This is a genomic window from Leptospira congkakensis, from assembly GCF_004770265.1.
GTDB classification, from domain to species: domain Bacteria; phylum Spirochaetota; class Leptospiria; order Leptospirales; family Leptospiraceae; genus Leptospira_A; species Leptospira_A congkakensis.
Genome location: NZ_RQGQ01000022.1, coordinates 12,637 through 38,473, shown reverse-complemented (window position 1 = coordinate 38,473; position 25,837 = coordinate 12,637). Strand labels below are relative to the sequence as shown.

Here is a 25,837-nt window from a genome sequence, read left to right as displayed (position 1 = left end):
TTCCTTGCCGAGGTGATTTTTCCGGCAAGGAATCGTAACTTTTGTTATTTTTTTGCCGATAGCCCTAAAAAAGGTTTGATTTGTGTACGGAAACAGACTACAAATGGTACACTTTGGTAATTCCTTAGGTATTTCCCGAAGTGTATTAGAAAATCTGTGGTATAGCCACAAAGCGAATTTGAATAGAGGGTAAGTCTTATGCGTGTTCGGGGAATCATAACAGTTCTCGTTCTTTTATCTCTAACGGTTGTGGGTTGTTCCCGCAAAAAGAAATCAATGCCGTTCTGGTTCTTGTTAGGAATCGGTGGTGCTGTATCCGATGCAAGAGATGGAGTCGTGACTCCTCCCGATTCCAACGGGGTTCCTCTCCCGCCTCCTGGTGATGGTGTGACACCAACAGATCCAGAGGAAGTTCCTGGCAACAATTCCGGACAAGAAGTGGCTACCCATGGCCCAGCAAGGGTGATTGGAACCATCGTTCCTGTCGTGGCTGGTGTCCCTGCCAACGTTGTTTGTGGAAACCCTGGTGCCCCAGCGGCTCCTGGATGTATTGATCTTACTTTAATCTCTGTTAGAATCGAAGTAGCAAATGGAGAAACAAATACCCTCGTTGCCTCCACTTATGCTGCATCCAATGGTAAATTCCAATTTGATTTAACTGACCTGCCTAACAACAGCTATCGAGTCCTTATCAATACAGGATACGGTCTCAATTATACTTACCAAGACTTTTCATTTGTTTTTGATCCCACTCAAAACCCATATACTTTAGTAAATGTAGGAAATCTTCTCGCAGAACGTTTGTATTACGGACAAGGCCCTGCTCAATTTATTGGAGTGGTCACTAGTCCTGGATTTTCTGGCGGCGGGGTAACCGTTCCTGCAGGCCCTATTGCTGGGATCACAGTTACTATTGTTGATTCGAACGGAAATACTGTGGGAACCGGAGTCACTGGTTCTAACGGTTCCTATGTCATCAATATCAACCCTCTTCCTAACGGAAATTATACGGTAGTATATTCAGGTGATTCAGTAGAAGTATCTGGCCAACCCTTTGCCAATACCTCTGAATTCATTCATTACACATTCCCTGGAACCAATCCAAATACTGTTGCGCAAGTGGATTTAGGAGAAACAAGCCTTCCATGGATGGCAGCAACAGAAAGTGACCTCCACTTAACAGGAAATATCCTGAACGGAGCACTTCCTTCTGACTCTACTTCTGTGTTCACAATCAAATTAAAGAATGAACAAGGTGCGATTTTACAAACAGTTCAAATCACTGGAAATGGAAATTTTGCCATTGAAGGAAGTTACCTGACAAATGGTGTCTATTACATAGAAGTATCAAACCCTGTTTTTTACACAGTGTCTCAATCCTTTTTATTTACGGCTTCTCCTACTGGAGGAACCAAAAACGTAGCCATTGCTGATCCGATCTATATCGTTGCCAAACCTTCTCTTGTGACTGGGTTTGTAAAAGATGCAGGTGGTGACCATGTTGCGGGAACGGTGATCAACGTAAGACCATCTACAAACCAAGCACCATCTCGCCTATTGTATTTGAAAGATGATCCTAAACTTGGAAACGCGGTCAAACTTTGGATTGTTGAGGCACTGAGTGCCGTTGCTGGAACCAATTGTTCACTCAACCAAGCAGGTTCTATTTGTTCTTGTGCTGTGAATCCAACTGCTTCTTGTTTGGCGACGGTACAAGGTTCTGGCCCATGGGGATACCAAACTTATGGAAACAAACTTTATGAAGTCAATCCAACAACCAAAGAAGTATCCTTCCTTGGTGCAAGTGGGCTTTGGTCATATTACATTTCCGCTCCTGGATTTGAAAACTATTGTGGATCCAATCCTTCTCCTTGTTCTTCCAATCCACTCCAAGTGAGTTTGAATGGAGTGAACTACAATGCGGGAACTATTTCTCTCACATCGATTGCCACTCGTTCGCAAATCCTTGGAACGATTTCGATTCGCGATACGGCTCCTTCTGCTAACTCCGTCCATACCAACCAATCGGGACTTTTTGTGGTTTTGCTTGGAAACACTGCAGTGGATGGTTCCAGTCTCGCCCACATCACAACAACTTCTGCGGGACAATTTAGTTTTGGTGGTAGTTCTTATGTAGTGACTTTACCAACCATCCTTCCTGTTCCTTTTACAAATGACGAAGCCGGCCGAGTCGGTTATGCTTTATACCAATTGGGGACAGGTTCTGCTACAACTCTGGCACAAACGCCTAGCGTTGCCAAGGCGAATGATAGCAATGCATCCATTGATGTGATTAATGGTAATGAATACAACTTCCGTCAAAGTTCTTACCAACTCATCGTTGTGGATCGAGTGGCACCGTCTTACCAATCTAGTTACTTATCTTCTACAAGTTTGCGAGTAGACACATCTACTGTAGCATCAAACCAATATGCATCCACTCCTGCTGTGTTTAACGTAAACGGAACTGTGATGCATAGCCCAAGAGCCACTGTCACTGGTGTGGTGACAGATGCTGTATCCACTCAAAATGTGAGTGGTGCAACCGTGACACTCGGCCGTTTGGTCGGTGGTAACTTTGTTGCTGATGTTCACAGAGACTGTTCTGGTGGTTTTGATTCTCCGAATTGTTCTGTTTCGTCCGCAAGAAATTCTGGTTCCGACCAAGTAGTGGGATCTGTTTCTTCACAATCAAACGGAAGTTATAGTTTTCCATTCCTTTCACCAGGTTCTTACCAACTCCGTGTGGAAAAAAATGGAATCACTACTTACTTCCCTGTAGAAGTGGGAACTGGTGGAGGAACTGTGGTTGTGAACACTCCTATCATTACAAACGACGGACGTGGTCATTTGTCTGGTTCTGTTAGAACTCCAGGCGGATTCTCTTTCCTTGGAACGTATTCTTTGGAGATTGTAGATCCTAACGGCGGGACATTACGTCCATCTGCTGGTGTCCAACCGTCTTCCATTGCAACGGGAGCAACTGTCTTCTCAAATGCTAGCCAATACACAATTTTCAATATCAACGCAGGTCGTTGGAAAGTTCGATTTGTCTCAGCAGGTTATGCATCTGTGGAAGGAATTGTAGACATCCAAGCAGATGTGACCACTAACTTTGATATCATTACCTTTGTTCCAGGAAGCCAAACCAGTGGTTCTATTTCTGGACGAGCATTGTCGGCATTGTATAACACAGGAGTTTGTAACCTAACAGCCCGCATTCGACCAGGTGTGAATGTAAAATCGGGAGCCTATGCTATCGATGCAAATGGAGTTACAATTGCTTCTGTCAAAACATCTACTGACGGGTCGTATGTGATTCCTTCTGTGCCACCAGGCAACTATACTTTAGAAGTTTCTGGTTCTGGAAAACGAGGGGATTGTACTTCGGTTTCGGAAAACTATTCCACTACTTACAGAACAGTAGTTTCTGCAGGTTCGGAAACACCGGCAAACCAAAACATACTTGTGACACCAATCCTTCCTGATAACGAAATGCGAGTGGTTCTTTCTTGGGGTGCGAAACCTCGTGACTTGGATTCGCACTTACAATACGGAAATTCTGCTAACAATCGCATTGTTTGGAATAACAAAACTCCTCTCGGTACTGGTAACGGAAGTTTGGATTACGATATCACAACTGGATATGGTCCAGAAACAATCACACTCCAAGGATCGGTTTGGAGCCAACCAAATCGTTATTACAGCATTTACAATTGGTCTGGTGAGGCCCTTATGGGAATCTCTGGCGCCAATGTTCGAGTTTTTAAAGGAAGTGTGGGAGAGGTGAGGAACTATTCCATCGCACCAAACCATTCCAATCGTTGGTGGAAAATCTTCTGTATCGCACAAGACAAATCCATCTCCGACGTGGGAACCGCAGGTTGTAGTGCTTCCAACTTTATTGAAAGGTCCATGTATTCCAATTAGTTGGTAATACAGTAATCACGAATACTAATGGTTCTAGACTGTATTGAAATCTACGATACAGTTTAGAACTAGAAGAAATCGACGAGAGCAGTATCTGTTCTTAAATAAAAAGAAAACTAGTTTGAGAATTAGGAAAGGACAGTAACGGAATACTGTCCTTTTTTTTCGTTCACTTGTAAATCGAGATCATAAAGATCCGAAAGATTTTTGTCCGTCAATACTTCTGACTTTTTCCCAAAACTAATTACCTTACCTTCCTTTAATAAAAGAATTTTGGAAAAGTCTTCGGGAATTTCTTCGATCCTATGGGTGATGAGAATTCTTGTGAGTTTGGGATTGTTATCTTTTAATTGAGATAAGGACTTTCCAAAATCGGTTCTAGCAGTGATGTCTAAAGTTGCAGTTGGCTCATCTAAAACTAAAATTTCTTTTCCTAATCCAAAAGCTCGCAAAAGTAAAACCTTCATTTTTTCCCCAGATGAAAGTGTGGAATAAACTTGGTCTTTTTTGTGGATTAGGTTTATCGAGCGTAACAGTGATTCTGCGGTCTTTTCTTGTAATTCTGTTGGGTCTTTATAAAGTCCAAGGGTACCGATCACACCGGTTAGTACCATTTCAAATGTGGTGAGTCTTTGTAATAAGGTTTCTTGGTGCCCGGGTTGCACCATTCCAATTCGGTTTTGTAAAGGAGCCATTGGTGTTTCACCATAAGTTTCCCCAAATGCAGAAATGGAACCAGTGGTGGGCCATGAATAACCAAATAGCAAATTGATAAGAGTCGTTTTTCCGGCTCCGTTCCTTCCTATGATGGCAAGAGAATCACCTTGGTTCAGTGAAAAATTAACATTGTCTAAAATTTTTTTGTCTGTTCTAACATAGGAAACAGATTCAAAACGGATCACTTCACTCATTCGATTTTTTAAATAATAGTTCGATTTTATTCACTGCAGCAGAAAACACATCGATATTATCTAAATTAAATTTTGCGAGTAGGATTTTGTCAATCGCATAGAATCCTTTTTTCTGTTCATGATAATCAGCCATCATATTTGCCATATAGATGACTTCGACTAAGTCCCTTAATTCCGGAGGTGCCAAAAAAGGTTTGTGGTGGTATTCAATGGCAACACGAAGGTCCATTGGGAATTCCCATTTTTCAGCAAGTAAGGCTCCGAGTTGTGGGTGACTGAGTCCAATTGCCATTTCTTCTAAAAGAGTAGAGTTTCCTGAATCGACACCTCTTTGGTAGTTTTCAATTTTTTTGAAAAAACCTCGGTCTACAGAAAGTAAAAGGAACTTTCCGATGTCGTGTAACAAAGCACTGACGGCAATAATATCGGCAATTTTATTAGTATGGTTGTTTTCTGTGGCCAGGTACCTTGCGTAATAACTGCAACGGCTGGAATGATCCCAAACATCCATCATCTTGCCGTATTGACCATCCATAATTTTGCGAACCCCGGATACATAGAGAAGGTTCCGCAAGTTTTTGAGTCCTACAACTTTCACCGCTTGTAAGATGGAACTTACTTGGCTTCTGTTTGCAAAAAAAGCAGAGTTTGAAAGTTTTAATAGGTCAGCAGAGAGAGCTGGATTTTTTTCGATTTCTTGCGAAATCATGTGTAAATCGGAATCTGGATTGTTACATAGTTGAATGATTTTTGTAAGAGAATGAGGGAGTGGCGGAAGACCGTCAATTTCGTTGAGAAGTTTTGTTTTTAAGTCTGTTTGGATTTCAACAGGAGTGGTGACTTCTGGTACAGATAATGTAGCGCGTGTTATTTTGTCGTTTGTAAAGATTTTGAATTTTTCAGAACCAATTCCAGAGTTTTTGAGGAGGAGTTGGATGAGTACTAACCCTAAACCAGCAGACTCTGTACTGTCGGAAACATCGGTAAAGGCATCAGAAAGATCATTATAGTTTTTTGCGACTTCGATCCTTCGGTTAATGCGTGATAGTTCTTCTTTTGTAATGGGTGCGTTGTTTTCTACGGCGAAGTGAATGGACTTTCCTTCTACCTTCATGAGTAAACTGATGTAGTAATTTCCGCCGTCTAACCGATCCAATTGTTCGTTCCACTTCATGATGATGTTTTCTTGGAACCGGGACATTCCCTTAGCATAGTCACCAGCGTTTTGGATGTCTAAATTTTCACGGGTAAAGTAATCGCGTTTTGCATTTGCTTTGTTGGCATTCATCAGGAGTTCTTTAAGGACAGTGAAGATGACTTCTACCAAATAAAGTTTATCCATATACCCCATTACATGGACAAGTAATGCGTATATCTCCTGATTTTGTTCTTCTGTAACAAAGTAAAAGTTGATTCTAGATTCTTTTGCGGTTTCTAATTGAGATATAATTTCTTGAAAATTCACAAACGCTTTTTCCCGTAACACTCTTATATTTTAAATTCTTTTGGATGCAATAGATATTTTTTATTCACCCGATTTCTATTTTGTCCCAGGGGTCTTGTATAGTGATATCAACAGTGGAGGAAATCACTATGGATATGTTAGACCAAATGAATTTGCATTTACTCATGCAGGAGAGATTAGAAAAAATTTTAGAAGATATCGAAAGAAGGCCTAAGGAGAAATCCAAAAAAACAAAAGCTTTTGATCGAATTCCCGCAAACAAAGAACGCGCTGAGTGGAATCTACAAGAAATACCGGTTCTATTTGGTGCTTAACTTAGTGAAAACCGCAACCAAGTATTAAGAGTTTTCCTATGGATGATGCCGGAATGGTCTTGGTTAGCCCACTTTGCCAATTCTGCTAATGATGGGGGAAAACCCTGAAATGTTTTTACAGAATGTCCCTGGTTCTTTATGGATGGGAAACTGATTTCTTTGGCTTCAGAAAGAAATTGAATGCCGGAAAAAGAATCTTTTTTGTTCATTTGTTCCCAGGCAGTTTGATTTTTTCCTTTCCGTTCACCAGAATACAAACGTTTGGTGGTGAGTTCTAAACTTTTTTTCCGACTGATGTCAGGTAAATAATATCTTTCGTATCCTGTGCCCTTACAATGGGACTTCCCACGTTCTGCTAAGTAACTAACACCGCTCACAAAAAATTTCCTGTTTTCTATCGATTCCGTAATGGATTCTACCATCCCGAGTAAATTCAAACTAGGATTGGAATAATGCGGCCATTTTTTTCCTAAACCAGTTTGAAATAAATGTTCTACAATTTGATCCAAAGGGTGTCCGGTATTGACTAGTATTTTGGGATTTGCCAGATCAAAAATATAGGATGCTCCACCTAACCAAGTGATGATGGGAATGTATTTGGGAAGGTCTAATAAAAAATGATAGGTTGTTCCTCGACCAGAATCAAATGAAACAATATAATCAGGAATCACCCCGTTTGGTAAGAGGTATCCGAGGGCTGTGTCACTGGCAAAAATAAGAAAGTTGTCTCTTTCTTTTTGAATAGTGGGTAGATCCAATTCCAAACCAGGACTTGCTCCCAGAAATAACACAGATGTTTTTTCCCCTGAAAAGGATTGGAACCATTGGAAACTCGTTTTGTTGGAAAAAAGACCGATTCTATTTTTTAAATAATTATGTGTCCATAACTTACTAAAATGTTGGATTGTGTTTTGATTGATCTCGGTTGTATTTAATTGCGATTGAAAGTTTGTTTGGCAGTCTTTTATAAGTTCAGGAAATAATCTTTCATAACTAGGTGTTATGTACAAACTCCATTTTGATTGTGCAGAAAGTGAAACACCAGGAAGATTTTTAATTTTCTCTTTTAAATTTGACCAATTGGGACTTTTTCCTGTAACAAAAAACAAAAACAATCCCTTGGATTTCGCTAAGTTTTCCAAAATTTGCATTTCTGTTTGGAATTCTATTAACTCATAAATTTGATTATGAGGCTCCCAGAAAACAATGGTTTGGTGGTCGTTTGGTGTTTCTAAATAGGATCGAACAATGTGTAAAGCTCCAGTTCCAAGGATTACAGGAAGGGAATCGGAACGAAGGTTTGTGAGAAATCGAGAAGCCTCCTTTTCAGGGGAGACTTTCGAGTGTAGATAAGAATTGTCGGGAGTTTGAAAATTATAGAGAAGGTCGTTTTGAAAGTGAGGGATTAGAGGAATGGGAGTAACCTCTTAGTCCTCTTCATCCTCGTCTGCATCATCGGAGTCGTCATCTGAATCGTCGTCGAAGTCATCATCGTCATCTGAATCGTCGTCGTCATCATCAGAATCATCACCGAACTCGTCTTCGAAACCATCTTCCAGTTCCGGTTTACGTGCTTCTTCTTCAGGGATAAAGTCTTCTTCGATATCTTCTTCTGCATGAGGAGCAAAGGAAGTCCCTGCAGTGGATGTAACACCTGCCAGTTTGTCTTTTTCCGCTTGGAGGAGTGCTTTTTCTTCAGAGGAAAGGTATTTCCACTGAACCATATCGTTAGTAAGTGCGTATAATGCTTGAACTGTTAGTTTACGGTTCTTTAATTTTTTAGGTAGAGTGATTTTTTCGATTTTGTCAATCGTACTGAAACCGGCCACACAAGTTTCGTATTTTTTTTCCCGGCAAAGTTCTATTAAGGATACGATATCGAAGTCTTCTTTATGTGATTGGCTCATGTTTTTTGATTCCCCGGAGGAAGTGAGTGGAATGTTAGACCAGCCTGGGGGGTGGGGGTCAGATGTCAAGGGAAAGTTCGAAAACGGGCTTTACAGACCTTCTCGTTGTCCAAACCATGGGGATGGATCGTCCAATATATGGGCATTATGAAGAACTCCCTCATTTTAATTGTTAGTTTATGTCTCATTAGTTGCGCCCCGGCAAAATCCTCCTATTTTGGAGAGGAGTCTTGGGTCGGACTTGCCGAAAGTGGTGCTGAAATTTCTTTCTCCCAATTGGGGAAAGAGGAAATAGCCCTCAATGTTTACTCACCAGACTGTGTTCCTTGTTGGAAAGAGATTCCCGCACTCAATCTTTTACATGCCGAAATTCAAAGTCAGTTTCCTTCGAAAGCTTTGTATATGGTTGTAGATCCTTATCAAATTGTTCCAGATGTGACCGACGAGCGCCCGTTTGGTGAAGTCTACCAGTTGGCAAAACAACGAATGGAAATCGAAGTCAAAAATAGAAAAATCCAGGTTCCTATTGTGTTTATGAAACCACCTTTTCGTGTCAAAGAAGGTGGGTTGATTACGGGAACACCTGAAACAATGTTGTTTGTCACAAAACCTATGCGATTGTATTATAATTTTTTAGGATCAATTTCGGAACAGGCTTCTGCTGAAGTCATTCGAAAAGATGCCAAGTTTAATTTTTTTCGATACCAATTTGGAATGGAATCATTGTGAGAGCAGTATTCATAAGATTTATAGATTGTGAAGGTCCAGGAATTTTAGAACCCTTACTTCGGGAAGCCGGCTATCGAATCAGTTATCAAAATGCTTATGATAGACGAGTTCACCTCATGCCAGAAATTCATTTGAATTTTGATTTGATTGTTATGTTAGGTGGTCCGCAATCGGTTGCCGATCCTGCAGAACAAGAATTTTTTAAACCTTATTATGATATCGTAACAAATGTAGCTGCATTACCAGACAAAAAACTAATTGGGATTTGTTTGGGTTCACAAATTATTGCAAAGGCATTAGGTGCCAATGTTCGTCCTGGGACCAAGGGTCCAGAAACTGGATTTTCTGACTTACAAATTTTAAAACAGGAACATCCAATTTTTAAAGGGATTGATAAAGAATCAATTTTAGCATTCCACCTTCACGAAGATATTTTTGACATTCCTGTAGGTGCAGAACATTTACTTGCTAGTGAATTCTATGCAAACCAAATGTTTTCTTATAAAAACAAAATTTTTGCTTTTCAGACTCATCTGGAACCAACTTTAGAAATGTTGAATGTTTGGCAGACAGTTCATAAAGAGTTTATCGCAAAAGGAACTGGTGATTTTTCTGAGATCGCTAACAAACAAAAGGTAATGGCAGAAACAGCTAATACCATATTTCGAAATATTATAAATTTATAACGGACTCGGTATGTTTCAAAAAATATTAACAATTTTATTCGGCAGTAAGTATGAAAGGGATTTGAAAAGACTGAATCCTATTGTAGATGCTATCAATTCTTTTGAGCCGACAATCAAAGCAATGGATGACGAAACGTTGTCTCATCAAACGAAAAAGTTTAAAGAAAGGTTGGCCTCTGGAGAAACTTTAGATGATGTTTTACCTGAAGCATTCGCAACAGTTCGTGAAGTGGCTTATAGAACTTTGGGTATGCGTCATTTTGACGTGCAGATGATGGGTGGTATTTCCTTACATTGGGGAAACATTTCTGAAATGAAAACTGGTGAAGGTAAAACGTTAACTTCTACGTTACCTATTTACCTAAATTCACTTTCTGACGAAGGTGTTCATGTTGTTACAGTAAACGACTATTTGGCGAAACGGGATGCAAATTGGATGCGCCCTGTGTATGAATTTTTGAAAGTTTCTGTTGGTGTCATTCAACATGATATGGATCATGAAGAAAGAAAAATAGCTTATAATTCTGATATTACTTATGGAACCAACAACGAGTTCGGTTTTGATTACCTTCGTGATAACATGGTAAGTTATAAAGAACATCGCGTACAAAGACAACATAACTTTGCGATCGTGGATGAGGTGGATTCAATTTTAGTGGATGAAGCGAGAACTCCGCTTATCATTTCTGGCCCAGCCGAAGAATCCACAGACAAATATCTGAAAGTTGATAGAATCATCCCAAAACTCATTGAAGGTGAGGACTATGAAATCGATGAAAAAGCAAAAAATGTAATTTTGTCGGAAGCAGGAGTTCATCACGTAGAGGAACTGTTAGGTGTTGATAACTTATACCAAGCAGAAAATATTGAACTCGTTCACCACGTACAACAAGCTTTAAAAGCTCATAAGATTTTTTATAAAGATAAGGACTATGTGGTTCAAGGCGGGGAAGTCATTATTGTTGATGAGTTCACTGGTCGTTTGATGAAAGGTCGCCGTTACTCGGATGGTTTACACCAATCTTTGGAAGCAAAAGAAGGTGTTCCGATTGCGCGTGAATCGCAAACACTTGCATCCATTACTTTCCAAAACTATTTCCGTATCTATAAAAAGTTAGCTGGTATGACGGGAACTGCGGATACGGAAGCGGAAGAATTCAAAAAAATCTACAATTTAGATGTGATAGTCATTCCTTCTAATGTAAAGATCCAACGTTTGGATATGGCTGACCGTGTTTATAAAACAGAACGTGAAAAGTTTGATGCTGTAGTTAAAGACATTCAAGAAAAAGTAGCTAAAAAGCAACCGGTATTAGTGGGAACAATTTCCATTGAAAAATCGGAAGTGTTGTCTAAACTTTTAACTTCACATGGGATTGCACATAATGTATTAAATGCAAAACAACATGAGAGAGAATCTGAAATTGTTGCCAATGCGGGTCGTCCTGGTGCCATTACGATTGCTACGAACATGGCAGGTCGTGGAACCGATATCGTTCTTGGTGGTGCACCTAAATACAAAGATGATTTGGAAAAGTTAGATGAACTTAGTGAATCCTCTGGAATTAAAGCCAAAGCAGAACTAGAAGTTATTTATAGTTTTCGTGAGTATCTGATCAAACAGAAGTTTGAAGATGCTGAATCAAAAATATCTGAAATTAGAAACGATAATATCAAAAAAGAATGTAACAAAATTCTAACAGAAGCCAAAAAATGGAAAGTAGATCATGACTTCGTGATTGGTGCTGGTGGGTTACATATCATTGGTTCGGAACGACATGAGTCACGTCGGATTGATAACCAGCTCCGTGGTCGGTCTGGTAGACAAGGTGACCCAGGTTCTTCGAGGTTTTATTTATCCCTCCAAGATGATTTGATGCGAATTTTTGGATCCGATCGAATTGCTCGTATTATGGATACACTCAAGATGCCAGAAGGCCAAGAGTTAGAACATAATATGGTATCCAATGCCATCGCTCGTGCTCAGAAACGCGTTGAAGGCCATAACTTTGACATCAGAAAACACTTGTTAGAGTATGATGATGTGATGAATCGTCAAAGGATTTATATCTACGGAATTCGTAATGAACTTTTAGACAAAGGTAACATGTCGCGAACCATCGCAGATTTTTTTGATGAAGTTGTTGAGAACCAAGTAATTGTTTATTGCGAAGGGAATAATGTTGATGCTTGGGAAACTGAATCACTAAATGAGTGGTTACAAAGTTTAGGAATCACAGAAACTATTGATGCAAAACAATTTAAAAAGGAATCGAATCCTCAATTGAAAGTATTTGAGATTGTTTCCAAACTTGTAAAAGATTTGTATGAATTCAAAGTTTCTTCCATTGGCGAAGATGTTTGGAGATCGATCGAAAGAAATGTATTTTTAGACATTCTGGATCATAGATGGAAAGAACATTTGTATGCAATGGATCATTTGAAAGAAGGAATTTGGACTGTTGGTTACGGTGAAAAAAATCCTTTGATTGAATATAAACTACAAGGATTTAAGATGTTTGATCAGTTGGTCGAAAGTCTTAAAAATGAAGTGGTTTCCTTCCTATTAAAAATTGAAGTTACTGACTCAGATCGTAATCAAGATGAATCATCACCAAAAGAATACAAAAAAATTGGTGAAGAACAAAGAGCGGAAGTGGATATGTTTGGGAATGAAGTGAAATCCAACAAAACTAAAGCTCAAGTATCATCCACAACTAGTTCTGGTGGTGGATCAGAAAGAAAATCTAGTCGTAGAAAGAAGTAAGAAAAACTTACTTCTGTATAGAAAAACAATCCAACTCTGATGAGAAGGTTTTCTCCTTAGGTAAGGAGTTGGATTGTTTGAATTCGTTTGTTATTCATTTGATTCTAAATTTTAAATTTTTTGATTTTAAAATCAATCTCTTAGCTGTTTAAACTAAAAGTTCTCTCAATCATTCAACGGATTTAGCAACCACCCCATCGATATCCGATCCATTGGTATATGAGTGAGGGTATACATATCCTGATCCTGTATTTGGATTGATAACCGCCGAGGCAGAAGTCATTTTTATAAATTTAAATCCATTGTTTTGGATATTGGTACGAGCGGCCGCATCACAATTGGCACCGGGTCCACCAACGATTAAATCATCAAGATTGAAGCCATCACCACCACCTAACAAAAATCCACTTCCTGTGGATGTAAACAATTCATCTAAGCTAAATTGTTTGGTGGCCATATTGTAAAGAACCGGTCGAAGACCACCAAATCCAGGCCAAGAAGAAATTTTATTACTATCGGCTACACTTGGATTAAAACCACTGAGATCGAAACCACAGTAGTTTGTACCGTCAAAAGAAACGTGGACTACCATTGGATCAAATGCATATCGATCGCTAGTATCTGAAACCTTAAAGGGGTTTTCATAAACTATAAAATCAATTCCAGTAACGTTCTTTACTGTTTTTCCTGCCCATGATAAAACGATGGTTGCACCAGCTCCTGTTAAATTTAATGCATAAACATCTAAAGATCCAGAAAACTCTCCACCACCACAAATGCCATTGATTGCTTTAGATGAGTTGTTGAATCCACTCACATTGGAATTGGCAGAGACAACTGTATTTGCAATGGGAATCGATGTTGGGAGGGTAGTTGGCGGGCATGGACCCACAGAAGAAGAGTTTGTTAGTGGTAGAGCTAATAATGGCAACAAGAGGTCATTATTTTTTTCCTTCTCAGAACATTGCAGAAAAGTCAAAGTGATTAAGAATAATAATAGAATAGATTTTATTTGAAACTGACCCACGAATTTTCTCCTGTTTGCCTTTATCCAATTGAATAAAGGCAAAGTTTTTGATATTAAAAAGTTTTAGTTAAGAAATTAAATGCAAATGATCCATTACAACCTGCTGCTTTGGGATTTGTAGTATAAACAGTACCAGAAGCTTTTCTTGAAGATAAATCTGTTTTTGTTTCAGCTAATGTTGGTTTGCCGTTAAATACATCACAAATTAAAATTTCATTGTCAGCAGTAATTGTCCAAATTAAGGCCGAAATGTTTGCATTGTTTTTTGGTTTATAATAAAGCACTCGATCTGTGTTGCTAAATTCCACGATTTCAGCGTTGACTCGATATGTTGAAGTCCCTGCACCATTTACATAATCAACATACAAATAACCTGTTGTAGTTCCGAAATTGGATTGGATAGAAACTGTATTAGAGCCAGGAGTGTTACATGTTCCTGCAGAACAACTAGCTTGAAAGTATGTTCCTCTAATTTCAATTTGACCAGCTTCTTTTGCAGAAGCCTCTGCTGTTTTCAATAATCCTAATACTAAATTATTGTCAGCTTCCGATTTGTTTACTTTACCATTATCTGCACATGCTGTGACTAAAAGTGCAAACAGCATTACGAGTGTTAGTTTTAGTGTAGTTTTCATTTAGATTCTCCTAAATCTTGATTTGAATTTAGGGGAACGCGGACAGGAAATAGGTTTATCCACGTCAAAAGACGAGAAATCTTAAAATCTATAGATAGATATGTAAGTAGTGTTTTTTCCATACGGTGCCCCGAGTTTACCTTCGGGGCCCCTTTACAAAATCTGTTGTTAGAACAGAAGTGTGTAAGTGTGCAAAGTTCCCAATCCACGAGAAAAAATTGCGGGGAAGATCTGGCTTATCATCTAACATAGCTTAAGCTATGTGTATGCATCACAGTTGCGGGTCAGCACAGGACTTTCACCTGTTTCCTCCCTAAAGGTAATGCCACAGTCCCTACCTCCATATTTTTTGTCAATACATTTAGTTTGTCTTTGTTTTGTCTGACAAGGTTCTTAAAAAAGAAACAAGTAAGTCAATCTCTGAATCATTAATTATACGGTTCAGATTGTAATGGTTCATACGGCGAACTGCTTCTTTGATAGTGGAAACACTACCATCATGAAAGTAAGGTGCTGTCAGGGTTACGTTACGTAGAGGTGGAACCTTAAAGAAAAATTTATCTTCTGGATTATTGGTAAATTCAAATCTGCCTAAATCATTTGTATTGTAAGAATGTACTGTATCTAATTTTGTAAATTGAGACCCACCTAGAAGATTTTGTTTGTGACAATTTGTACATCCCACATCTAAAAATATTTTTAATCCTTCTAATTCTTCAGCCTTTAAAGCAAAAACATTTGATTCTAAAAAATCATCGAATCTAGATTTTGATACTAGGGACCTTTCGAAAGCCACGAGTCCTAATCGAATGGAATGGATACTCGGAGCCGGCGATTCGGGGAAAGCATTTGCAAAAAAAGAAGTGTAACTGGAGTCATTTTGGATTCTTGTTAATAGTTCTGTTTCCGATGGCAAAGACATTTCAAGTGGATTTACAAATGGATCAATAGCTTGTTCGTACAATGTACTCCGTCTGCCATCCCAAAAAATAATCGGCAAAAAACCAACATTGAGTATCGTAGGAGTATTTCTTTTTCCTTGTTGTCCAAATGTTCCTCGTGAAGTGGATTGGCGATCCATCCCAGCTGCATTTCCATCAATGGGATGACAAGTTAAACAAGATTGGACATGATTCGAAGAAAGTTTGTTATCTCTAAAAAGTTTGTTACCTAAACTAATCAAAGTGGCATTATCAGATTCAGAGCCAGGAACAGAATTTGGTAGAATTCCAATTTTTTCTCTAGCAGATGTTTGTAATTCCGATGCGTAGGAAAAATTTGTAATCAAATATAAACTAATCCAAGTATCAATGTTTGGGTTAATTTTTTCTTGGCTTGGGTTTAAAGAACAGCTAACGAAAATTAAGCTAAATATTATAATAATAATTTTTTTTGTATGTAAACTTGTGAAAAAATCTGACAAAGATAAGAACATAGGAACCAAACAAGGAATGGAACCTTAATCCATCAATTCTATTTTTGGATTTGGTTTTAAGAGTTTAGTAAAATTTCAACAAATGACGTACGAATTTCATAAACTCAAATCGCAAAATTGATTATTTTGTATGGAAAGAGTTGGTTACGATCGCAATGGTTCCTGCAATTTCTCCTATCTTTTGGCTGACTTGGTTTAGATCTTCTGAGTTGTTTGCAAGCTCTTGGGCATTTCCGGAAAGAGTATTGATTGTATTTACCATATCTTCAGATGCTTTTTTCTGTTCTCGACTCGAAAACTCAATGGTTTCTGCCATTTCCTGTAGGCCGTTTAATTCGGTTGTAACATTGATTAAACTATTTGTTTGCGTAGTCATTTCTTCTTTTAAGCCGTCTACACTATTTTGCATTCTTTTCGATTGTTCTACGATTTCACTAAGTGCATTCACCGTTTCATGAACATAGTTTGCACCGATATCCACTACGGAATTACTTTTATCAATCAGTCTTTTGATGTTCTTAACAGAAAATTGTGTTTTGTCAGCTAACTTGGATATTTCTTCTGCTACTACTGCAAAACCCATACCGGCGTCACCTGCACGAGCCGCTTCAATACTTGCGTTTAACGCGAGTAAGTTAGTCCTTTCTGAGATATCGGTGATTAAATCAACAATGCCTGTGATTTCTTTTGTAACAATATGAATCTCTGACATTGCTTGGTTTGTGTTTTGAATGGAAGTATTTCCTAAATTGGCTAAATTTGTAGAGTTTATGGATTGATCTGTTAATTGTAATAGTGCTTTCTCTATATTAAAAATTGAACTTTCAATTGTTTTCATTTCTTCTGTAATTTTGATAATATTTTTTGTTTCGTTTGTAATGAATTGAAACATGATTTCAAAAGAAGTAGTAAGTTCTTCCAGTGATGCAGCAGACTCTTCCGAGATAGAAGCTAAAGAAGAAGCATTGTCAGAAACCGATATAGCATCTTCTTTTAATTTGTAAGATACTTTTTCTGAATCACTCACAGAAATTTTCAATTGATTCATGATATGATTTAGATTATTCAGAAAAAGATTGATAGAGTTTGTTATATTTCCGATTTCATTCGAACCAAAGTTGGGAAGAGTTTTTGTTAAGTCAGCTTCACCACTAGAAAGTTCGTTTACTTTAGAAAGGACAGTGATCAAAGGGTATTTGATGCTTCGAAAGATAAAAATAACAAATATTGTCGAAATTAGTAATGAAACAAAAACTAAACTTATGTTGATGTTTCTTTGAAACGATAATATTTGGATTCGGTCGTTAACCAATTTCTCAAGAACGGCAATTGAATTGTTCTGAATATCCCCGACTACTTTTGTACCTCTTTCAAGTATTAAAAACAGTTCTTCGGATGTTTTTGGTTTTGTATTTGATTGTATGAATGTTTTTTTTAATTCTAATAAAAAGTTTTCACAAGATTTTTTTGATTCTAAAGATATTTTCTTTAGGTCTTCTACATATGGTGATTCATCTTCAATCGATTTTTTATGAGACTTCTGTATTTCTTTGCATGTTGATTCTATGAAGTTAATTGAGATAAGCGCTTTTGTATAACTTACACTTGAATATTGACTGCCATTTTGGGCTGAATTTTGGTATTCATCTCGAATGATTTCATTCAGCACTCCTATGTTTTTTAAAATTTCGGGAACTCTAAAGAAGGTAATTTCCATTTGATAATATGAATTCACTTCTGGATCTAGGATTAGATTCGAGAAGTCACCCACCTTCAAGGCTAACTCTTGGGTATCGTTTAAGAAATTTCTTGTAGTGGGTTGATCAAAACTTTCTAGTTGATCGTATTGGTTCCAAGCAATTAGTTCTTTAGTTTCTGGTTCCAATAATTCAGTACTTTTTATTTGTGATTTTGCAGATTCTAACAGAGGTAAAAGTTCCTTTGTGTTTTCCTCACCAATTTTGAATCGTTTTAATCCTTCTCGATAAATAGAATAAATTGGTTTGATTGCTTGGATTCCTAGATGTTCTTTTTTCGCAAATTCAATCGTACCGTTGAGTGACCGTACTAAAATAAGCAGAATGATTAAAAGCGATACAATTAAAGGGATGGGTAGAAGCAGAAGTCTGCTCTGTATAGAAAACTTAGAAAGAAATTTTGACATAGAACTGTATATCTCGCAAGGAGTAGATTAAAAAAATCTACTTAACTTCTAACGACTATTAACAGCCAATTAATCAATCATTTATTTTTTTATAGGAACGTAAGGTATAAAAAATCAAAAAGAAATTTGATACCTTATCATTTGTAAATATAACTTATAAATACTAAAAGTTAGTTCGTGCGGAATGAGTCTGCAATATTTGAAATAGAAATTGCTACTTCACTAATGGTAATACTCACTCGGTTTAAATCTTCTGAACTTTGAGCAAGCTCTTGGGCATTTCCTGAGAGTGTATTGACGCTGACTACCATATCCTCCGAGGTACGTTTTTGTTCTTGGCAAGATGATTCGATTGATTCGGCTAATATTTTTAATTCTTTAACTTCATGGGAAACATTTGCCAAACTATTTGATTGAGAAGACATTTCATTTTTTACTTTTCCAACTCCTATTTGGATTCGATTTGATTGTCCTACGATTTTACTTAATGAATTTACCGTTTCGTTCACATGACTCACTCCGTTATTAACAGCATGATTACTTTTTTCGATGAGGTTCTTTATATTTTTAACAGAAATTTGTGTTTTATCGGCTAACTTCGATATCTCTTCTGCAACTACGGCAAATCCTCTCCCAGCGTCACCTGCACGAGCTGCTTCAATACTTGCATTTAGAGCAAGTAAATTGGTTTGCTCTGAAATATCAGTGATTAAGTCAACGATACCGGTAATTTCATCTGTCACAGACCGAATTTCTACCATGGATGAATCTGTACTACGAATGGATTGATTTCCCATATCAGCAAGATTGGTAGAGGCAATTGATTCTTCGGATAGTTGTAAAAGTTCTTTTTCTATGCTACTGATAGAATCTTCAATGTTTTTGATCTCTTCTGCAATTTTAAAAATGTTTTTTGTTTCATCGGAAATAGACCCAAACATAATATCAAAAGAAGATGAAAGTTCTTCCAATGAGGCCGCTGATTCTTCTGAAGTAGATGCTAAACCAGATGCGTTATCCGAAACAGAGAGGGCATCTTCTTTGAGTTGATTGGATACTTTTTCTACCTCCTTTACTGAATGTTTCAATTGACTCATAATTTGATTTAACTTTTTTAAGAATTCGTTGATTGATGCCGTAATCTCTCCAATTTCGTTGTTACCAAATTCAGGTAGTTGTTTCGTCAGATCAGCATCACCGCTGGACAATTCGTTAATTTTTAATAAAACTTTTTTGAGAGGATTGTTGATACTACTGAAAATCGTAAGAATTAATAGTATCGATAAACTTAAAGTTACAATCACGATAATGATATTCGTCATACGTTGTAATTTTTGTTCTGTTAGTCGTTCTTGAATTAAATTCTCTAAAATTAAAATGGAGGAACTTTGAATCTCTGCACCGATAGCTGTACCTTTATGGATAGTTGTAAATAAAGTTTCGGCTGATGTTGGTTTAGTGTTTTCTTTTAGAAAAATATTTTTTAATTCATCTATATATGATTTACATGCATTGGTGGTCTTTATAACAGTTTGTCCAATTTTCTCTGCATGTTTTGGTGCATTCTCTAGACTTTTTTTGTTTGATTTGTTTATGTTTGCACAAACAGTTTCGATTGCATTGATTGAAATAACTGCTTTTGTGAAAGTAGTGTTGGTGAAATTTTTTTGATTTTGATTAGAACTTAAATATTCATCTCTAATCACTTCTTTGAGTAGAGCTACATTTTTCCAAAGTTCAGGTATTTGGAATAAAATAATCTCCATTTGATAGTAGGATTCTAGTTCGGGATCCAAAATTAGATGAGAATGGTCGCCGATTTTGATTGCCAATTCTTGTGTGTCGGATAGAAAATTCAAACTTGTTTTTTGATCAAAACTTTCGTATTTTAAATAAGATTTCCATTTAGTAATTTCAATTGTATCCTCTGCCAATACTTCAGAAAGAATGATTTCCTTTGATCCTTTGTCTATCAAAGGTTTTAATGTATTTGTTTGTTCCTGACCAATTTTTAGGCGTTTTAATCCTTCTTGGAATACAACATAAACAGGTTTGATGATCTGAATTCCTTTTAGTTCCTTACTGGTAAATTCGATATTTTCATTTTGCATTCGAACGAATAATACTAAGAGAACTAATAAAAATACAAAAATAGGTAAGGGAAGAAGAAACAATCGTAAACGTATTGTTAGATTAGAATAGAATTTTGACATTTGAATTCTCCCGTTCTCTGTGATGGCCGGATTGAATTATGGGCTTTTTTTCGAAATTGAAATTACAAAAATAGGGGAGTGGAAATTTTTTAGAATTTTTCAAACCCATCAGTTTTCATTTGGGGTGGACACAATTCGGAATTCTCCTAGGTTTCGCAATTCTGGAGTAAAATGGAAAAATTCCCCGACTTTGGTTCCATGGATTTCCTGGCTTTTAAGCTCTTTGATTAGTTTGTTTTCATTTTAGCATCATCGGAAAGAAGTATCGTTTTTAGATTCAGTGTCAAATCCGAAAACAGTAAATAAAGTATGAGAAATAGATAGAACAAGTATACTTAGAAATTTCCAAAGAATTTTACATATTGCTTGGAAGATTTTGAGTCTAAGTATAACATAGAAAAATGAAAAACTCTATCCTCATTCCAGCAGTTATGATCCTTTCCTTATCTCAATGTTCTTCTTCCGAAGAACGTATCATTCAGAACAAACAAGTTTTGTTTGAGAACTGTATGGAAACTTTTAAAGATGAGTCGAAGTGTAATCAACTTCTTTCTAAATCTGAAAATGATCTAAAAACAGAAGAAGACAAAAGAAAAGCCCAACGAGACGCTCTGACCGAAGAAGGTTACAATGGTTTAAAGATCAGAGAGGTAATGTTACAAAAACTATACAAACAAACTCGAATTTTTGTTAAGGAATATTTGGGAGAACCAGATCACATTACTTACAGTGGTGATGGAGAGGTATTGGTTTACACTCGCCCGATTTCGATTTATGAGCCAGGAGCAGAACCTGATGAAGAAATTTATGTTTTCTTTAAACGTAACATGGTTCGAACAGTAACTGTAGTAAAACCAGCAAGCGTAAGATCACAAGGTTTTAGTTGGGGAAAATGGTTAAAGGATTCAAAGAAGAATCAAAATGAACAAAAGGGTTCAGACCATCTGGAAGAGAAATAAAAAAAGAGTGGGGGTTTCCCACTCTATCTAAATTCAAGTTTAGATTCAAACCAACAAACTTAGTAGTATGTTGGTGCTGAAAAAACTACTTTTGAAGTTGCATCAACATTTGAAGTAAAAGTTAATGCGTCTTTGAAAGCATCAACTGCTGCAGTAGCAGAAGCATATTTGTTTTCTGCTATGTTACATTTCAATGTATTGTATTGTTTTGCTACATTTGTTTTGATAACACTGTAATCAGCTCCAATTGTTTGGTTATCTGCAATAGTGACAAGGGAACAGTTTGCTCCAGCGTCAATTTGTATTTTTGAACCAACACAAGAATTGATTAACATTACCGAACCAACACAATCCGCTTGTGCACCAACTGGGATGTGCGGATTTGTCACAAGGTAAGTAAGAAGAGTTGTGTTTTCGTTCTTTTTCGTAGAAGACTCAGCACAGCTTACAAATGACATCGCAGTTACAGTCAATATCATTGCCATGGAGACGAATCCGGATTTTAATTTGATGGATTTCATATTTTTAATATTCTCCTTTTCCTTAGAATGTTGCAACAACGCCTAAAGTTACACCGTGTTGATACGTTTGAGGTTGCCCTTTTTCGTCAGTGAAAACTTGACCTTTTGCTTGGTCTCTTCTGAAGTCAACTTTGATGATAATGTTGTCTCCATAATAGTAAGTAGGTGTGATTGTAAACGTTTGAGCGCTTCCTAGGTAATACTTTGTGTTGTTGTATCCAAGGCTACCCATGTATTGAAGGTCATGTCTTCCTGCAGTGTTGTTACTAACACCAAGTGGACCACCGTTTTTGGAATCATCAATTCTTTCGTAACGACCTGCAAGAGCCCATTTGTCAGTAAACTTATATCGGAACCACAAACCATATGTTTTGTAAGTTCTTTTTGCATTACTGTCATCACGAGTTAAAGAGAACTTGTTTCCATCAACATCAACTTGAGTTGTAGGATCGTTCAAAGTAGCCGCCGCACCGCTTTTATCTCCTTGAGTATAGTCAAATGAGATAAGAGTTTTGTCGTTTGGAGTAAAGTTAACAATTACGTTGTTAATTAGCCAATAATCGTTTTGGTAACTAGCACGTTTTGCGTTGATAGGAGTTCCATACACTTCGTTCATCCAGTAGTCAGCATTGGATGGTCTTGCGTAAGTTACGTCCACGCCATACAGTGTGTTCCATGTTACTTTAAGTTTATCAGAAATAATGTCGTAAGAAACTTGCGTTCCCACAGCTTTATTTTTGTTAACACCGTCCCGGTAAGTAGACACGTTTGCATTGTTATACGCAGTTATATCTGAACCAGTTCCACCCACACTATTGTATAGATAAAAACCTAAGTTCAATTTATCCGAAACTGCTAAGTTTGCTCTAGCACCTGTGTTGATGAACGGGATTGTGTTAAAGAATATGTAACCAATCGTATAAACAGGGTTATCTTTTGTTTCCAAAAGTTCATAACCAATGTGCGTGGCCATCTTACCCATATCAACAGTCAAACCTTTTAATACTGGGAAGTAGAATGAAACGTATGCTTGTTGGAGCATGTTCATGTTCACAGTACTATTTGTTTGGTTATAAGGTGCTTCTTGATAAACGTTGTTTTGACCGTTTTGGAAAACAGTTCTAAATCCCCAAGGACTATCTTTGTCCGCAAGTTTCTGCAAATCAAGTGCTGCAGCTGAGACACCGAATTGTTTGTTTTGCGTGTTGAAAGTTCCTGAAGCATCACGTTTTGCTCCTTCCACGTTGTTTGCAGTATACATATAGAACACATCTACGTAACCGGAAACGTTGATCTTATCGTACCAAGATTTTTCTTTTGTCTCGCCTTGAGCAAAGAGTGAACTTGAAACGAGCAGGGCAACCGAAGTTGCGAGAAGATTATATTTATTTCTCATTTGCCATTTCTCCTATGTGAACTTGTTGTGCAAGTTGTGTACCAGGTTGGCGGATCTTTTCTCGGCTAAAGGAAGAAAAAATAGAAACAGTGTATTTGAATGAGATCTGGCGGAAAAAAAATTATTTTTTGATTAATAAAGTAACATCTGCCGGCTCAAACGAGAAAGGTTCCAGAAATTAATTGATCAAATTGTTTATTATCTGAGCAGAATGATGCAATAGTCTAGAATATTCATTTTCTTTAGGCGAGTGTAGGACAAGGTCTAAGAGTTGGTTTAGGATGATCCCATAACTGGTTTTGGCTAAATTGGGGAAGGATTCGGCGAGATGGTTCCCGTTGAATTGCAAATCGGTCAGGAGCAAGGGGGGATTTTCCTCCCAAATTCGGGTCATCTCCGAAATAGTGGGTCCAAAAACCGGGCTTAGTTTTTGGAGAAAGGAGGCATCCATCGTAACCCGTTTTTGAAAATGGCGCTTAACGGGCGCTAAATAGTATTTTTTAAAAAACAATTCATCCGGTTTGGCCAAATTTTGATTTGTTTCCCAGTGGGATAATAAATCAAAAAACAAAATGCAGTCCTTTGTATTTTGACCTGAGAATTTTAAGGTTCTTAAAATTGTTTCTAAATCTTTAGAAACAATTTCTCCGAGTAATGCATAAAATGCAAATGCCAATTGCATCCCTGTTAACTCTTTAGAGATTGAATCCAATCGTTCTAAGATAGGAGTTTTAGGAATCAAATGATTGGGAAGATTCGGTAGAAAAATTTGAAAGATGTTTTCTTCTGCCAGAAGTTGGATCATTCTGGAAGGTTTTGAACCTAAAAAAGATTTTAGAACTTCATCCTGAAAACGTTCTAAAGATATTTTTTTTGTAACATCTTTGGTTTGATGAATTGCATTTTTTGTTTCTACTGCAATTGTAAAATCCAAAGTACTTGCAAATCGTAATGCACGAATAGGACGTAAACCATCTTCAGTAAACCGCTTGATGGGATCACCGATTGTACGAATGATTTTTTGTTCGATATCTCTCTGTCCAAAGTGTTCGTCCACAAGAACACCTGTTTTGATATCGAATGCAAGTGCATTCATTGTAAAATCTCGTCGTTTTAAATCTTCTGATAATGTAGTTCCGAATTCAACATGATTTGGTCTTCTACCATCAGTATAATCTTTATCAATACGATAGGTAGTAATTTCATAATTGATTTTGTCCAAAACCACTGTGACTGTTCCATGTTCGATGCCTGTATCGATAACAGTTCGAAAGAGTCTCTTTACTTGGTTGGGTTCTGCATTTGTGGTAAGATCATATTCTTTGGGAATTTTACCCATAACCAAATCACGAACAGATCCACCAACAAGGTAACATTCAAACCCTGCTCCTTTCAATTCAGAGTCAATGTGAAATAGATGGTTTAAATAGTTGTTGGGGACAAGGGATTGGATGTCTATTGGCAATTTCTACATTTGCCTCTAAAAACGATTTCAACTGATTCCGTTGAAAAACCTTTTAATTGTTTGGTGGAAGGTATTCCATTCCAAGGATCGTCGATACATTCAATTTTACCACAATTGTTACAAATTAGATGACCATGTGCTTTTGATACAATATGATTACCATCAGACTTTAACTCGAAATAGGTGACGCGATCTGTTGAATGTAGTGAATTTAAAAGGTTTTTTTCTTCTAAATCAGATAAGGCTCGGTAGATGGTAACTCTGTCCCAGGATTCCTCTTTGGGTAGTTTTTCCATGATTTCCTGGTGATTTAAAGGTCTAGGGGATCCTTGGAGAATCGATAAAACTTGTTCACGGTTTTTTGTTACCTTAAGTCCGATTTTTTTTAGAATTTGAGAAGGATCACCAGCCATGATTTGTTTATCCTGTGGTGGGGGGAGATTGTCTATTCTAAAATCACGTTTGTTTTCCAGATTTCCCAATACCGTATTCCCATTCGCGTATGAACTTGTAGAAATTCTTCAATTTCCTTTCCTTTGCTTTTTTCTACAATTACGGGGGCAATACCCAAATCCAATCTTCGATTCAGAATGGTGTCGATTTCTTCCTTTGCTAATCTTGCAGCACTTTCGCAGTCTTCCTTTCTTTCAAGGAGTTGGGTTTTATTTTTCTCACAAAATGTGGCTGATTGGAAAGAAGATCCTGATTCCAATAAATCATCCAGTTGGCGAGTTGCTGATTTTTTACAATTTGATAAAAATGTGACCAGAATCAAAAAGAAAAACAGCAATAAAAAAGCTCGCGTTCGCATGATTAATCCTTTGAATCTTGTGCTATGTTTGCTAGTTGATCGGCTCTTGCATTTTGTTCTCTTGGTATGTATTGAATATCAAAATTTAAAAAAGATGATTTTAATGATTCACATTTAGTTTTAAAAACAAGAAGGTCTTTGTTTTTTACTTTGTATTCACCTTTCATTTGTTTGACGACAAGTTCCGAATCCAAACGAAATTTAATTTTTTGTAAATTTTGTTTGATGGCTTCTTCCATTCCGCGATACAAGGCTTGCCATTCTGCCACATTATTTGTGGCGTTACCTATTTTCTCCGAGATAGAAAAAAATTCGATTCCATCATTGTTTTGGAAGGATACTCCGATGGCTGCAGGACCTGGATTTCCGCGGGAACTACCGTCACAATAAATGAAGGTGGTATCTTTTGTAGACATAGCCGACAGTCTTTTCCGTGAACGGATACCCACCAATCAAAAACATGAACTGAATTTAAAAAAATCATTTGGATTTGGATTTATGA

21 protein-coding genes and 1 riboswitch are annotated in these 25,837 nt (G+C 37.2%); of the genes, 6 read left to right on the top strand and 15 right to left on the bottom strand.

Annotated features, from left to right (window positions below; genetic code table 11):
- Positions 1-198 precede the first annotated feature (198 nt).
- A complete protein-coding gene (locus tag EHQ70_RS18235; protein WP_135588869.1) occupies positions 199-3,930 on the top strand; it encodes a Cna protein B-type domain protein in 3,732 nt (1,243 codons plus the stop codon).
- 128 nt (positions 3,931-4,058) lie between these two features.
- On the opposite strand, the gene EHQ70_RS18230 is transcribed toward EHQ70_RS18235, so the two are convergent.
- The gene (locus EHQ70_RS18230) at positions 4,059-4,841 is read right to left on the bottom strand and encodes an ABC transporter ATP-binding protein (RefSeq protein WP_135588867.1); all 783 of its coding nucleotides are present in this window, start codon (positions 4,839-4,841) and stop codon (positions 4,059-4,061) included.
- Positions 4,834-6,306 (bottom strand): HDOD domain-containing protein, encoded by a 1,473-nt coding sequence (locus EHQ70_RS18225; RefSeq protein ID WP_135588865.1) that lies wholly within the window; start codon positions 6,304-6,306, stop codon positions 4,834-4,836. Before EHQ70_RS18225 ends, EHQ70_RS18230 begins: the two co-directional genes overlap by 8 nt.
- A 101-nt stretch (positions 6,307-6,407) precedes the next feature.
- Here EHQ70_RS18225 and EHQ70_RS18220 point away from each other — a divergent pair, with 101 nt between their 5' ends.
- Complete coding sequence (locus tag EHQ70_RS18220) at positions 6,408-6,620, top strand: hypothetical protein (RefSeq protein ID WP_244288412.1); 213 nt, start codon at positions 6,408-6,410, stop codon at positions 6,618-6,620.
- On the opposite strand, the gene EHQ70_RS18215 is transcribed toward EHQ70_RS18220, so the two are convergent.
- Entirely contained in the window at positions 6,617-7,771 is a 1,155-nt protein-coding gene (locus tag EHQ70_RS18215) for a 6-hydroxymethylpterin diphosphokinase MptE-like protein (protein WP_244288411.1), read from the bottom strand. The two genes, EHQ70_RS18220 and EHQ70_RS18215, sit on opposite strands and share 4 nt — an antisense overlap.
- Before the next feature lie 276 nt (positions 7,772-8,047).
- The gene (locus tag EHQ70_RS18210; protein ID WP_100735070.1) at positions 8,048-8,527 is read right to left on the bottom strand and encodes a DNA primase; all 480 of its coding nucleotides are present in this window, start codon (positions 8,525-8,527) and stop codon (positions 8,048-8,050) included.
- A gap of 147 nt (positions 8,528-8,674) precedes the next feature.
- On the opposite strand from EHQ70_RS18210, the gene EHQ70_RS18205 reads away from it, so the two are divergent.
- From EHQ70_RS18205 to secA, 3 genes are read left to right on the top strand one after another with little or no spacing between them, the layout of a single operon-like run.
- Entirely contained in the window at positions 8,675-9,256 is a 582-nt protein-coding gene (locus EHQ70_RS18205) for a hypothetical protein (protein WP_244288410.1), read from the top strand.
- On the top strand, positions 9,253-9,942 hold the full coding sequence (locus EHQ70_RS18200; RefSeq protein ID WP_135588857.1) for a type 1 glutamine amidotransferase: 690 nt from the start codon (positions 9,253-9,255) through the stop codon (positions 9,940-9,942). Before EHQ70_RS18205 ends, EHQ70_RS18200 begins: the two co-directional genes overlap by 4 nt.
- Before the next feature lie 10 nt (positions 9,943-9,952).
- Positions 9,953-12,709 carry a preprotein translocase subunit SecA gene (gene secA / locus EHQ70_RS18195; protein WP_135588855.1) on the top strand — a complete coding sequence of 919 codons (2,757 nt, stop codon included), beginning with the start codon at positions 9,953-9,955 and terminating at the stop codon, positions 12,707-12,709.
- A gap of 169 nt (positions 12,710-12,878) precedes the next feature.
- On the opposite strand, the gene EHQ70_RS18190 is transcribed toward secA, so the two are convergent.
- From EHQ70_RS18190 to EHQ70_RS18170, 5 genes are all read right to left on the bottom strand, one after another.
- Entirely contained in the window at positions 12,879-13,736 is an 858-nt protein-coding gene (locus EHQ70_RS18190) for an LIC_13355 family lipoprotein (protein ID WP_135588853.1), read from the bottom strand.
- A gap of 53 nt (positions 13,737-13,789) precedes the next feature.
- Entirely contained in the window at positions 13,790-14,371 is a 582-nt protein-coding gene (locus EHQ70_RS18185; protein WP_135588851.1) for a hypothetical protein, read from the bottom strand.
- Between the two features lie 205 nt (positions 14,372-14,576).
- A riboswitch (cobalamin riboswitch) is annotated at positions 14,577-14,728 on the bottom strand.
- Between the two features lie 4 nt (positions 14,729-14,732).
- Complete coding sequence (locus EHQ70_RS18180) at positions 14,733-15,659, bottom strand: cytochrome-c peroxidase (RefSeq protein ID WP_244288409.1); 927 nt, start codon at positions 15,657-15,659, stop codon at positions 14,733-14,735.
- A gap of 268 nt (positions 15,660-15,927) precedes the next feature.
- On the bottom strand, positions 15,928-17,970 hold the full coding sequence (locus EHQ70_RS18175; RefSeq protein WP_135588847.1) for a methyl-accepting chemotaxis protein: 2,043 nt from the start codon (positions 17,968-17,970) through the stop codon (positions 15,928-15,930).
- 170 nt (positions 17,971-18,140) lie between these two features.
- Positions 18,141-20,183, bottom strand: coding sequence for a methyl-accepting chemotaxis protein (locus EHQ70_RS18170; protein WP_135588845.1), 2,043 nt, complete (start codon positions 20,181-20,183; stop codon positions 18,141-18,143).
- A 401-nt stretch (positions 20,184-20,584) separates the two neighbouring features.
- Between EHQ70_RS18170 and EHQ70_RS18165 the strand changes: the two genes are divergently transcribed.
- Complete coding sequence (locus EHQ70_RS18165; protein ID WP_135588843.1) at positions 20,585-21,142, top strand: hypothetical protein; 558 nt, start codon at positions 20,585-20,587, stop codon at positions 21,140-21,142.
- Between the two features lie 59 nt (positions 21,143-21,201).
- Here EHQ70_RS18165 and EHQ70_RS18160 read toward each other — a convergent pair whose 3' ends face one another.
- The 6 genes from EHQ70_RS18160 to EHQ70_RS18135 all read right to left on the bottom strand — a co-directional run bounded on the left by EHQ70_RS18160 (position 21,202) and on the right by EHQ70_RS18135 (position 25,751).
- Positions 21,202-21,627 (bottom strand): hypothetical protein, encoded by a 426-nt coding sequence (locus EHQ70_RS18160; RefSeq protein ID WP_135588841.1) that lies wholly within the window; start codon positions 21,625-21,627, stop codon positions 21,202-21,204.
- 58 nt (positions 21,628-21,685) lie between these two features.
- Positions 21,686-23,059: an outer membrane beta-barrel protein gene (locus tag EHQ70_RS18155; RefSeq protein ID WP_135588839.1), complete on the bottom strand. Its 1,374-nt coding sequence runs from the start codon at positions 23,057-23,059 to the stop codon at positions 21,686-21,688.
- A 178-nt stretch (positions 23,060-23,237) separates the two neighbouring features.
- A complete protein-coding gene (locus tag EHQ70_RS18150) occupies positions 23,238-24,524 on the bottom strand; it encodes a CCA tRNA nucleotidyltransferase (protein ID WP_135588837.1) in 1,287 nt (428 codons plus the stop codon).
- Positions 24,515-24,937 (bottom strand): Fur family transcriptional regulator, encoded by a 423-nt coding sequence (locus tag EHQ70_RS18145; protein ID WP_135588835.1) that lies wholly within the window; start codon positions 24,935-24,937, stop codon positions 24,515-24,517. The genes EHQ70_RS18150 and EHQ70_RS18145 overlap by 10 nt, the downstream gene beginning before the upstream one ends.
- A gap of 32 nt (positions 24,938-24,969) precedes the next feature.
- Complete coding sequence (locus tag EHQ70_RS18140; protein WP_135588833.1) at positions 24,970-25,335, bottom strand: hypothetical protein; 366 nt, start codon at positions 25,333-25,335, stop codon at positions 24,970-24,972.
- 2 nt (positions 25,336-25,337) lie between these two features.
- Positions 25,338-25,751, bottom strand: a complete 414-nt coding sequence (locus EHQ70_RS18135; protein WP_135588831.1) for a ribonuclease HI family protein — start codon at positions 25,749-25,751, stop codon at positions 25,338-25,340.
- Positions 25,752-25,837 lie beyond the last annotated feature (86 nt).

Excerpts from the sequence above, each read along its gene's own strand:
- EHQ70_RS18235 (WP_135588869.1), top strand. The coding sequence starts at position 199 with ATGCGTGTTCGGGGAATCATAACAGTTCTCGTTCTTTTATCTCTAACG.
- EHQ70_RS18230 (WP_135588867.1), bottom strand. The coding sequence starts at position 4,841 with ATGAGTGAAGTGATCCGTTTTGAATCTGTTTCCTATGTTAGAACAGAC.
- EHQ70_RS18215 (WP_244288411.1), bottom strand. The coding sequence starts at position 7,771 with ATGCAAATTTTGGAAAACTTAGCGAAATCCAAGGGATTGTTTTTGTTT.
- EHQ70_RS18210 (WP_100735070.1), bottom strand. The coding sequence starts at position 8,527 with ATGAGCCAATCACATAAAGAAGACTTCGATATCGTATCCTTAATAGAA.
- EHQ70_RS18205 (WP_244288410.1), top strand. The coding sequence starts at position 8,675 with ATGAAGAACTCCCTCATTTTAATTGTTAGTTTATGTCTCATTAGTTGC.
- secA (WP_135588855.1), top strand. The coding sequence starts at position 9,953 with ATGTTTCAAAAAATATTAACAATTTTATTCGGCAGTAAGTATGAAAGG.
- EHQ70_RS18185 (WP_135588851.1), bottom strand. The coding sequence starts at position 14,371 with ATGAAAACTACACTAAAACTAACACTCGTAATGCTGTTTGCACTTTTA.
- EHQ70_RS18175 (WP_135588847.1), bottom strand. The coding sequence starts at position 17,970 with ATGTCAAAATTTCTTTCTAAGTTTTCTATACAGAGCAGACTTCTGCTT.
- EHQ70_RS18170 (WP_135588845.1), bottom strand. The coding sequence starts at position 20,183 with ATGTCAAAATTCTATTCTAATCTAACAATACGTTTACGATTGTTTCTT.
- EHQ70_RS18165 (WP_135588843.1), top strand. The coding sequence starts at position 20,585 with ATGAAAAACTCTATCCTCATTCCAGCAGTTATGATCCTTTCCTTATCT.
- EHQ70_RS18160 (WP_135588841.1), bottom strand. The coding sequence starts at position 21,627 with ATGGCAATGATATTGACTGTAACTGCGATGTCATTTGTAAGCTGTGCT.
- EHQ70_RS18155 (WP_135588839.1), bottom strand. The coding sequence starts at position 23,059 with ATGAGAAATAAATATAATCTTCTCGCAACTTCGGTTGCCCTGCTCGTT.
- EHQ70_RS18145 (WP_135588835.1), bottom strand. The coding sequence starts at position 24,937 with ATGGCTGGTGATCCTTCTCAAATTCTAAAAAAAATCGGACTTAAGGTA.
- EHQ70_RS18140 (WP_135588833.1), bottom strand. The coding sequence starts at position 25,335 with ATGCGAACGCGAGCTTTTTTATTGCTGTTTTTCTTTTTGATTCTGGTC.
- EHQ70_RS18135 (WP_135588831.1), bottom strand. The coding sequence starts at position 25,751 with ATGTCTACAAAAGATACCACCTTCATTTATTGTGACGGTAGTTCCCGC.